The following is a 10,029-nucleotide window of genomic DNA, read 5'->3' on the forward strand; positions in this document are numbered from 1 at the left end:
TACCGGCCGGCATGACTCCCACCCCCATCGCCGTTGGTCTGATCTTTGGGGGGGCCTCCGGCGAACATGCCGTCTCAATCCGTTCCGCCGCCACGGTGGCGGCGGCCATGCGGGATGCCGAAAACGCGTCGAGCTACGCGCTGCAATGCTTCTACATCGATCCCGAAGGGCGCTGGTGGGGAGCTGAGTTGGCCGATGCTGTGTTGCTCCAGGGCAGCCCGGCCCGGCTCGAGCAACTGCCCCAACCGCTGCCGCCGCCTGGATTCCGGGGCTTACCTGCCGGCGCCCTAGAGATCGATGTGTGGCTGCCGGTGCTGCACGGCCCCAACGGCGAAGACGGCACGATCCAGGGCCTGTTCACCCTGATGCAGGTTCCCTATGTGGGTTCGGGTGTGCTGGGCTCGGCAGTGGGCATGGATAAGCAGGCGATGAAGGCCGCCTTCGCCGCCGCCGGCCTGCCCCAGGTGCCCTATGCCTGCGTGTCAGCGAGCGCAGCGGCCCAAAACGACGACGCCCTGCTCGACCAGCTGGAGAGCCAGCTCGGCTACCCCTGCTTCGTGAAACCAGCCAACCTCGGCTCTTCGGTGGGCATCAGCAAGGCCACTGATCGGGCCAGCCTGCAGGCCGGTCTGAAGCTTGCCGCCGCCCTTGATCCGCGGCTGGTGGTGGAGCAGGGGGTGACGGCCCGCGAGCTGGAATGCGCGGTGCGGGGCGGCGGCCACCAGCCCCTGCAGGCCTCGGTGCTGGGCGAAATCTGCTTTGAAGCCGATTGGTACGACTACGAAACCAAATACAGCGAGGGCAAAAGCCACACCGTGATCCCGGCGCTGGTGCCAGAGGCGGTGGCTGAACGCTGCCGGGCCATGGCGATAGAGGCCTGTGAGGCCGTTGGTGCCATGGGGCTTTCGCGGGTTGACTTCTTCTTCTGCGAAGCCAGTGGCGAACTGTGGCTCAACGAGATCAACACCCTGCCGGGCTTTACCAGCCAGAGCATGTACCCGATGCTCTGGGCCGCCACGGGTGTGGCCCTGCCCACCTTGGTGCGCGAATTGATCGAAGGGGCCCGAGAATGGCACTTGCAGGTATCTAGTGGAGGCCCTTCGACATGAGTCACGGCCTGCTTTGGTTGCCACTGCTTTTAGTGTTCGTACTGCTCACCGCCCTGGGCTGGCTCGAGCGGCGGCGGCAGCGCTTGTTTCGCGAATGGGCCGAGGGCTCCGAGCTGGCCAAACTCGACAGCTGCGGCGGCGCCCGGCTGGTGGATGGCCTGCTGAGTTGGTGCTCCTTCGAAGCCGGTCAACTCAAACAGGATGACTTTTTTGTGATTAAGCAGCTCGAATTGGTTGAGCTGCTTTCGCTGGGTTCGGGCGAGGCGCCCCTCACCGAAGAGAGCCAGGGGGCTTGCCGACTGCGCTTAGTGGGTGGTGGCGAACAAAAAGACCTGCCCTTCGCCGATTCAGAGCGGGCCCGGCGCTGGATCGATGAGCTGATGTCGCGCTCGCGCTGCGAGTTGTGAGCCAGGAGTGGAGCCTATTGCGGTGAGTGCGACCCCTCTCCCCCCTGGATCGGAGCGACGGCGCCAACTGCGCCAGCAGCGGCGCCGTGAGCGCCTGCGCAATCTTTGGCGTTTCCTTGTGCTGCTAGCCCTCGCCGGCGGCCTGGGCTACGGCCTGCTGCGTCAGGGCTGGGTACTAACCGGCCCCGACCAGGTGGAGGTGGTGGGCAGCCAGCAGGTGGGAACCGACCAGGTGGTACAAGCCGTCCGCCTGACTTTTCCCCAACCCCTGCTGGGCTTGCACCCCAAACGCATCGCCGATGTGCTGGCCGGTGCCCTGCCGGTGGAACAGGTGCGGGTGAGTCGGCTGATGGCACCGCCGCGGCTGCGGGTTGAACTGGTCGACCGCCAGGCGGTAGCCAGGGCCCAGCGACGCACCGCCAAGGGAAGCGAGCAGGGCTATGTCGATCGATTCGGCCACTGGATGAGCATTGGCCAGGGCCAGGGGGCCGCAGCCAAAGCCAGTTCCGGCTTACTGGTGCTGGGTTGGCAGGCCCGCTACCGCCCGGCCCTCGCCCTGGTACTCGAACAACGGGGGCGGCTTGGTGGCGATATCACCCAGATCCGCTTTGAACCAGACAGCAGCCTGTGGCTGCAGAGCAAGCGGCTCGGCAAGGTGCGCCTCGGGCCGGCTGATGCCCAATTGGGGCGGCGCCTTGAAGTGCTCCGTCACCTGCAACAGGAACTGCCGGCAAAGGTGAAGGGCCGCCAGCTGCAATCCATCGATCTCAGCGATCCAGAACAACCCGAGCTGGGCCTACCCTCCACCCCTGGCCAGGCTGCCGCCAGCAGGGAGCCGTAAGGAATCCAGCAGAGACATGCCAGGAAACCCGCAAAGGTGAGACACTCTCCTGATCAAGGCAAGGAAACGCCGACATAATGCAGTCGCCGATTGTTAGCACCGCCACCCCCGATGCCGCTATGACCCAAAGCCCTTCCCAGTCAAACGGTGTCCAAGCCTCAAACGATCCGTCCTTTGGCGGCGTTTCAGGCGAGATTGTGCCGAGCCAGTCGGCACGCATCGAAGTGATCGGGGTCGGCGGTGGCGGCAGCAATGCGGTGAACCGGATGATTGCCTCCGACCTCCAGGGTGTGGGCTACCGGGTGCTGAACACCGACGCCCAAGCGCTGCTGCAGTCGGCATCGCAGAAGCGCATCCAGCTCGGACAAAAACTGACTCGCGGCCTAGGTGCCGGCGGTAATCCGGTAATCGGCCAAAAGGCTGCGGAAGAGTCCCGGGCCGAACTGCAGGAATCACTGCAGGGTGCCGACCTTGTTTTCATCGCCGCTGGCATGGGTGGTGGCACCGGCACCGGCGCAGCACCAATCCTTGCCGAGGTCGCCAAGGAAGTTGGCGCCCTCACCGTAGGCATCGTCACCAAGCCCTTCGGTTTTGAAGGTCGCAAGCGGCTGCGTCAGGCAGAAGAGGGCATTGCCCGGCTGGCCGAGAGCGTGGACACCTTGATCGTGATCCCCAACGATCGCCTGCGCGATGCCATTGCCGGCGCCCCCCTGCAAGAGGCCTTCCGCGCCGCCGATGACGTGTTGCGGATGGGCGTTAAGGGCATCAGCGACATCATCACCCGGCCTGGCTTGGTGAACGTCGACTTCGCCGACGTGCGCTCGGTGATGGCTGGCGCCGGCACCGCCCTGCTTGGCATCGGGGTGGGCTCCGGCCGCTCCCGCGCTCTTGAGGCGGCTCAGGCGGCGATGAGCAGCCCCCTGCTGGAATCGGCCCGCATCGACGGTGCCAAGGGTTGTGTGATCAATATCAGCGGCGGCAAAGACATGACCCTCGAGGACATGACCACCGCCTCTGAAGTGATCTACGAGGTTGTCGATCCTGACGCCAACATCATTGTGGGTGCCGTGGTCGATGAACGCCTCGAGGGCGAAATCCACGTGACCGTGATCGCCACCGGCTTCGAGAGCGGCGCCCCCTACCGCACCGAGCGCACCGTGGTCAGCTTTGCCGGAACTCCCCTGTTCAACAGCACCCAGGAGGAACGGGGCGCCAAAATCCCGCCATTCCTGCTCAACCGCCAGAGCCAGGAAAGCTAGTCAGCGGTTTGTGATTGGGGTGACCCGGATTCCACGCCTGCCCTGAGCATCCCGTGTGGCTGCTCCCTTCCGGTCCTGACCAGATTTGGGCGTCAGAGCCGCATGGGTCCGAGTCGACTAGATGTTAGCAATGGCATCACCCGCACCGAAGCCCGTGCCCCTGCGCCCCGCTGATCTGGCGAGCCGCAAGCAGGCTGGCCTGCCGATCACGATGCTTACGGCCTGGGATGCCCTCTCTGGCGCTCTGGTGGCCGAGGCGGGCGCTGATGCGGTGCTGGTGGGGGATTCCCTGGCGATGACCGTGCTGGGCCACGCCACCACGCTGCCGGTGACCCTCGAGGAGATGCTGCACCACACCCGGGCCACGGCCCGCGGCCTGGCCAGCAGCTGCGGCCCTGGGCAGATGCCCCTGCTTATTTGCGATCTGCCCTTCCTCAGCTATCAGTGCAACCCAGATGACGCAGTAGCTGCCGCCGGCCGGGTGCTCAAGGAGACCCCCGCCGCCGCTGTGAAACTTGAAGGCGCCGAGCCTGAGACCCTGACCTTGATCGACCGGTTGGTGCGCAGCGGCATACCGGTGATGGGCCACATCGGCCTGATCCCCCAGTCGGTTCATCGGCTGGGCTACCGCCGCCAGGGCAACGATGAGGTCAGCCGCGAGCGACTGCGGCGCCAAGGCCTGGCCCTGCAGGCAGCGGGTTGCTTCGCCCTAGTGCTTGAACACGTGCCCGCCGATTTGGGCGCCTTGCTGCAACAGGAATTGGATCTACCGGTGATAGGCATCGGCGCCGGCGAGGGCTGTGATGGCCAGGTTCGGGTCACGGCAGACCTGCTGGGGCTCACCAGCCGCCAGCCCCCCTTCAGCCCGCCGCTGCTGCAGGGTCGGGCCCTGGGGGTGGCAGCGCTGCAGGGCTGGATCGCCAGCCAGCGTCACCCTGCCCAAGCAACTGCTCCTGCTCCTGCCACCAAGCCAGTAGCTCCCTCAGCACCCCATTGCTGAGGGCCAGGCCAGCTGGATCGCTGAGTCGCCAGCGGGGCCCCTCAATCCGCAGCAGTCCCTCACCTATCCAAGACTCCAAGTGGCTGCGCAAGGCCACAAGCGCCGCTGGCCCCAGCCCCGCCTGGGCCAGCAGCGCGGGCATGGACACCCCCTCGCGGCGGCGCAACCCCACCAGCAAGCGCTCATCTAGCGGCATTCCTGGGCAAGCCTGACCAGCGCTAGCGGGCGACGAGCCCGGCTGGGCCAACCAGTCGGCGTAGGCCTCGCGGGTGCGCGGCCGGGCCAGGCGCTCACCCCAGGGCGCCGCGGTGGCTCCCATCCCAAAGCCCCACCAGCCAGCGCCGCTCCAGTAGACGCGGTTGTGGCGGGAGGCGTGGCCGGGGAGGGCGTAGTTGGAGATCTCATAGTGGCCGTAGCCAGCGGCGCTGAGCTCGGCCCAGGTGAGCTCCATCAAGTCGGCGCCTAGGTCGGCATCGGGGAGCTGCAGCTGGCCGCGATCGTGGCGCTGGGCAAACACGGTGCCGGGCTCCAGGGTGAGGTCGTAGACGGAAAGGTGGGGCGGTGCCAGGGCAATGGCTTGCCGCAGTTGGCGGCGCCAGTGGCCCAGGTCCTGACCCGGCAGGCCCTGGATCAGATCCAGGCTCCAGCTGCTGAGGGCCCCGCCGCCCAGGGCTTGGGCCAGCCAGCCGGCGGCCTCCAGCAGGTCCGCGCCGCGGTGGCGGCGACCCAGCCCGGCGAGCACGGCATCGTCAAAGCTCTGGCCGCCCAAGCTCACCCGGTTTACACCGGCCTGCAGATAGCCAGCCAGGCGATCCTGGTCAAAACTGGCTGGATCAAGCTCCAAGCTGATCTCAGCTCCAGGAGCTAGGCCAAACCGGCAGCTCAGAGCCGCCAGCAGGGACTCCAGCTGGGGGGGCGTCAGCAGTGAGGGCGTACCGCCACCGAAATACACCGTGGCAAGCGGGGGGCCGGGGGGCGAAGCGGCAATCTCCTGCAGCAGCAGGCTGAGGTAGGCCGCAATCGAGGCCGACCCCGGCGCCGGCGCTTCGCCGCCGGCAAGGTCGCCCAGGGGCACCACCGGAAAGTCGCAATAAAAGCAACGCCGATGACAAAAGGGGATGTGCAAATAGGCACTGCGCGGCGGCCAGGGCAGGGCGACTGCCGGGCCTGGAGCTGGGGCTCGGACTGGAACTGGGACTGGAACTGGATGGGGAAATTGAGCAGTCACAACGACAGGTTCGGAAACCCCTTCAGGCCAAAGGCACCGAAATCAGGCATGCTGCAACCCAGATCAGTTGGGTAGCCACGCACGACGGGAATGGTGGACTCCCTCATCCTGATCCTGTTTGTGATCTCTGGCGCCGCCGCCGGCTGGCTGGGGGTAGACCTGCTGCCCGAGCAGCTGCTGCTGCAGGTGGACAAACCAGAAGGGCTGCGCACCGTGATGGGCGGCTTCGGTGCCTTCTTTGGGGTGATCGCTGGAGTTTTCTTCCAGCAGCTGCGGCGCAAGCTGATGCAGCAGGTGCGCACCATGCCCACCGACCTGCTGGTAAGCCGCGCCGTGGGCCTGATCCTCGGCCTGCTGGTGGCCAACTTGCTGCTGGCGCCGATCCTGCTGCTGCCCCTGCCCTGGGAGGTGATCTTCGTCAAACCGCTGGCGGCGGTGCTCAGCAACGTCTTTTTCGGCGTATCGGGCTACAACCTGGCCGAGGTGCATGGCCGCACCCTGCTGCGCCTGTTCAACCCCAGCAGCACGGAGGCGATGTTGGTGGCCGATGGGGTGCTGCAACCGGCCAGCGCCAAAATCCTCGACACCAGCGTGATCATTGATGGCCGCATCCGCGGCCTGCTCGCCTCAGGGCTGCTGGAGGGCCAGGTGATCGTGGCCCAGAGCGTGATCGATGAGCTGCAGGCCCTAGCCGACTCGGGCAACGCCGAGAAGCGCGGCCGGGGCCGCCGCGGCCTCAAGCTGCTGAGCGAGCTGCGCGAGCAGTACGGCCGGCGGCTGGTGGTCAACAGCACCCGCTACGAAGGCAACGGCGTCGACGACAAGCTGCTGCTGCTCACCGCCGACACCGGCGGCACCTTGCTCACCGCCGACTACAACCTGGCCAAGGTGGCTGAGGTGAAGGATCTCAAGGTGCTGAACCTCAGCGAGCTGGTGATCGCCCTGCGGCCCGAGGTGCAGCCTGGCGACGAGCTACAGCTCAAGATCGCCCGCGATGGCAAGGAGGCCGATCAGGGCGTGGGTTACCTCGACGACGGCACCATGGTGGTGGTGGAAGGCGCCCGGGGCCGCATTGGCGAGCGGCTGCCAGTGGTGGTCACCGGAGCCCTGCAAAACCCCACTGGCCGGATCGTTTTCGCCCGGGGCGACGGAGCCCCAGCCGAGGCAAATGGGGAGACCACCGCCAAGCGCAAACCACGGCAAGAGCGCAGCAAGGCCAATCCGCAGGCGGACGGCCCCCGCTAGGCTCCGCAAACCTGCTTCCATCAACCGCGGATGTCGGTTTCAGCCCCCTACTACGGCGATTCCGCGGCCATGCGCACGCCGCCGCCCGATCTGCCCAGCCTGCTGCTGAAGGAGCGAATCGTTTATTTGGGCTTGCCCCTGTTCAGCGACGACGACGCCAAGCGCCAGATGGGCATTGACGTCACCGAGTTGATCATTGCCCAGCTGCTCTACCTGGAGTTTGACAATCCGGAGAAACCGATTTTCTTCTACATCAACTCCACCGGAACCAGCTGGTACACCGGCGACGCCGTTGGCTTTGAAACCGAAGCCTTCGCCATCGCCGACACGCTCCGCTACGTGAAGCCGCCGGTGCACACCATCTGCATCGGCCAGGCGATGGGCACCGCAGCCATGATCCTCAGCGCCGGCACCAAGGGCCATCGGGCCGCCCTGCCCCACGCCTCGATCGTCCTGCACCAGCCCCGCAGCGGCGCCCGCGGCCAGGCCACCGACATCCAGATCCGGGCCCAGGAAGTGCTGCACAACAAGCGCACCCTGCTGGAGATGCTTTCTCTCAACACCGGCAAGTCGGTGGAGCAGCTCTCCCGCGATTCCGACCGGATGACTTACTTCACCGCTGAGGAAGCCAAGGAGTACGGACTGATCGATCGGGTACTCACGAGCCAGAAAGATCTTCCAACCGCTCCGCCGGCCACGGCAGCCGGCCTGGGCTGAGCCACCTTCTGGCAGCCACCTTCTGGCAGCCACCTCCTGGCAGCCAGCCCCCCAGGCACCCCGCGTTCCACCGACCACCCCAACCAAACCCATGCCCATCGGCACCCCCAGCGTTCCCTACCGCCTCCCCGGCAGCCAGTACGAGCGCTGGGTTGACATCTACACGCGGCTGGGCGTGGAGCGAATTCTCTTCTTGGGCTCGGAGGTCACCGACGCAGTGGCCAACGCGCTGGTGGCCCAGATGCTCTATCTGGATTCGGAAGACAATTCCAAGCCGATCTACCTGTACATCAACTCCCCCGGAGGCTCGGTGACCGCGGGCCTGGCGATCTACGACACCATGCAGTACGTCAAGAGCGACGTGGTGACGATCTGCGTGGGTCTGGCCGCCTCGATGGGCGCCTTCCTGCTGGGCGCTGGCACCAAGGGCAAGCGGCTGGCCCTGCCCCACAGCCGGATCATGATTCACCAGCCTCTAGGCGGCACCAGCCAGCGCCAAGCCAGTGACATCGAAATTGAGGCGAAGGAGATCCTGCGCATCAAGGACATGCTCAACCATTCCATGGCCGACATGACTGGCCAACCCTTCGAGAAGATCGAGAAGGACACCGACCGCGATTACTTCCTCAGCGCCGCCGAGGCCAAGGAGTACGGCCTGATCGATCGGGTGATCGCCCACCCAAGCGAGGCTTGAGCCGATGGCCACCACCCTGCCCGAGGCTGCCGATCTGTTCTACGCAGCTGGCAACCAGTTGCTTGCAGGGGATTGCGCCCCATTTGCGGAGATCTGGTCTGAGGGCGATGACATCAGCCACCTCGGCCCCACCGGCAATCTCTGCATAGGACACAAGGAGGTCTTTGAACAGTTCACCAAAGAGTCCGCAATGGGCTTCGAAGGCACCTTGGTGGCTGACGACCGTCGCTTTGTTGAAAGCCCTGAGATGGGCTACATGGTGTGCATGGAGCGCACCAGCGGCATGACCCAGGCCGGCGAGGAGATTCGGAGTGACATCCGCGCCACCACTGTCTTCCGTAAGGAGGCTGGCCACTGGCGTGTGGTGCACCACCACACCGATCGCTTCTAATATTCAAGTCACAGATCAACAGCCCGCCCGGATCTGCCTTTGTGTCGGCGCAGCCAGCAACAGGGCGATTATCGTTGTTTCCACAGGAAGATCTGTAGACTTAAGTTCTAATTTTTGTATCACTGGAACCCACTACATGCGGATATTTATTCAAGGCATTGGCCTCGATATTGGTCTTGATATTTGACGTCATCTCTCCAGACTCGGAATATCCAGTCCATGATCCACCCCCCAATTGGCATCGCGGCGTATAAACGGACTTCCTTCAAACGACCCCGAACGTCACTACCCCTTGCCGGTAGCAGCCCGCAGCCGGGCGGCGGTGGTGGTGTCAATTGGAAGTCCGGTGGGATCAAGCAGGCCCAGCTGGGCTAAGAGCCCGGCTTGATCCCAGTAGATGTGCTCGTAGGCCACCTTGCCCTCCCGCACTCCCACCACCAACGCTATGGCCATCTCCACCCGCTTACCGGTTGGGGCCACCCCCGAGAGCAAGTGGGTCATCACTTTGTCGTGGGTGAAGCGGATTACCCACTCATCCACCAACCGTTCGTCGTTGATGGTGCGCGAAATCAGGATGAATTCGACGTCGGCGGGAAAGAACTGCCCGATCAGATCGTGGGCGTAGAAGTCGCGAACCCAGGCGGTCCCAACGCCCCCAGTCCCCGAAGCCATGTTGATGAGGTGAGGGTCGGCGTCCATGGTGGCCATGGTGCCCTCCAAATCCCCCTTCATCTCAGCCGCCATGTGGGCATCGAACAGGTCGGCGATCGCCTGATGCCTGGGGCTGAGCACTTCCATGGGAATAGACATCAGAATTTTTTGAAAAATTTTAGGCAGATATTGGGAAAGTGTTAATTGCTAGCTGACACGCTCTATGGCCTTGCCACCCACCCCGAGATCCTCCATGACGGCTCCTGAGGGGGCGCTTGGGTAGGCTCGTCCTCTGCCCCGAGTGCCGCTCAGCATGGCCCAGATGTTTTACGACCAGGACGCCGACCTGTCCCCCCTCGCCGGCAAGACGGTAGCCATCATCGGCTACGGCTCCCAGGGCCACGCCCATGCGCTGAACCTCAAGGACAGTGGTGTCAACGTGGTCGTTGGGCTCTACGAAGGCAGCCGCTCGGCCGCCAAGGCCCAA

General features: G+C 64.9%; 10 protein-coding genes, 1 other RNA gene and 2 pseudogenes. 10 read left to right on the forward strand and 3 right to left on the reverse strand.

Annotated elements, in window-relative coordinates; all coding sequences use genetic code 11:
- Positions 1 to 11: 11 nt before the first annotated feature.
- From KBY74_RS05790 to ftsZ, 4 genes are all read left to right on the forward strand, one after another.
- The gene (locus tag KBY74_RS05790) at positions 12 to 1,109 is read left to right on the forward strand and encodes a D-alanine--D-alanine ligase family protein (protein ID WP_254941875.1); all 1,098 of its coding nucleotides are present in this window, start codon (positions 12 to 14) and stop codon (positions 1,107 to 1,109) included.
- Positions 1,106 to 1,516 (forward strand): hypothetical protein, encoded by a 411-nt coding sequence (locus KBY74_RS05795; RefSeq protein ID WP_106501403.1) that lies wholly within the window; start codon positions 1,106 to 1,108, stop codon positions 1,514 to 1,516. Before KBY74_RS05790 ends, KBY74_RS05795 begins: the two co-directional genes overlap by 4 nt.
- A 22-nt stretch (positions 1,517 to 1,538) precedes the next feature.
- Positions 1,539 to 2,357, forward strand: coding sequence for an FtsQ-type POTRA domain-containing protein (locus tag KBY74_RS05800; protein WP_254941876.1), 819 nt, complete (start codon positions 1,539 to 1,541; stop codon positions 2,355 to 2,357).
- Positions 2,358 to 2,434: 77 nt separating this feature from the next.
- Positions 2,435 to 3,616 (forward strand): cell division protein FtsZ, encoded by a 1,182-nt coding sequence (gene ftsZ, locus KBY74_RS05805; protein WP_396123100.1) that lies wholly within the window; start codon positions 2,435 to 2,437, stop codon positions 3,614 to 3,616.
- Between the two features lie 18 nt (positions 3,617 to 3,634).
- Here the strand turns inward: ftsZ and ffs are convergent.
- Positions 3,635 to 3,731, reverse strand: an RNA gene (gene ffs, locus KBY74_RS05810) — signal recognition particle sRNA small type.
- A 45-nt stretch (positions 3,732 to 3,776) separates the two neighbouring features.
- Here ffs and panB point away from each other — a divergent pair.
- The gene (gene panB / locus KBY74_RS05815) at positions 3,777 to 4,616 is read left to right on the forward strand and encodes a 3-methyl-2-oxobutanoate hydroxymethyltransferase (protein WP_106501676.1); all 840 of its coding nucleotides are present in this window, start codon (positions 3,777 to 3,779) and stop codon (positions 4,614 to 4,616) included.
- On the opposite strand, the pseudogene hemW reads toward panB, so the two are convergent.
- Positions 4,567 to 5,769 (reverse strand): annotated as a pseudogene (gene hemW, locus KBY74_RS05820) (radical SAM family heme chaperone HemW); the annotation flags it as partial. The gene panB and the pseudogene hemW sit on opposite strands and share 50 nt — an antisense overlap.
- A 165-nt stretch (positions 5,770 to 5,934) precedes the next feature.
- Between hemW and KBY74_RS05825 the strand changes: the two are divergent.
- The 4 genes from KBY74_RS05825 (at position 5,935) to KBY74_RS05840 (ending at position 8,891) form a co-directional block, all read left to right on the forward strand.
- Complete coding sequence (locus tag KBY74_RS05825; RefSeq protein WP_254941878.1) at positions 5,935 to 7,089, forward strand: PIN/TRAM domain-containing protein; 1,155 nt, start codon at positions 5,935 to 5,937, stop codon at positions 7,087 to 7,089.
- A 30-nt stretch (positions 7,090 to 7,119) separates the two neighbouring features.
- Positions 7,120 to 7,806: an ATP-dependent Clp protease proteolytic subunit gene (locus tag KBY74_RS05830; protein WP_254941879.1), complete on the forward strand. Its 687-nt coding sequence runs from the start codon at positions 7,120 to 7,122 to the stop codon at positions 7,804 to 7,806.
- A gap of 91 nt (positions 7,807 to 7,897) precedes the next feature.
- Positions 7,898 to 8,500 (forward strand): ATP-dependent Clp protease proteolytic subunit, encoded by a 603-nt coding sequence (locus KBY74_RS05835; protein ID WP_106501400.1) that lies wholly within the window; start codon positions 7,898 to 7,900, stop codon positions 8,498 to 8,500.
- 4 nt (positions 8,501 to 8,504) lie between these two features.
- Positions 8,505 to 8,891, forward strand: coding sequence for a nuclear transport factor 2 family protein (locus KBY74_RS05840; protein WP_254941880.1), 387 nt, complete (start codon positions 8,505 to 8,507; stop codon positions 8,889 to 8,891).
- Between the two features lie 285 nt (positions 8,892 to 9,176).
- Here KBY74_RS05840 and KBY74_RS05845 read toward each other — a convergent pair whose 3' ends face one another.
- Positions 9,177 to 9,701, reverse strand: coding sequence for a nuclear transport factor 2 family protein (locus KBY74_RS05845; RefSeq protein ID WP_254941881.1), 525 nt, complete (start codon positions 9,699 to 9,701; stop codon positions 9,177 to 9,179).
- A 154-nt stretch (positions 9,702 to 9,855) separates the two neighbouring features.
- Between KBY74_RS05845 and KBY74_RS05850 the strand changes: the two are divergent.
- A pseudogene (locus KBY74_RS05850) lies at positions 9,856 to 10,029 on the forward strand (ketol-acid reductoisomerase); the annotation flags it as partial.

The organism is Cyanobium sp. A1C-AMD (genome assembly GCF_024346495.1).
GTDB classification, from domain to species: domain Bacteria; phylum Cyanobacteriota; class Cyanobacteriia; order PCC-6307; family Cyanobiaceae; genus Cyanobium_A; species Cyanobium_A usitatum.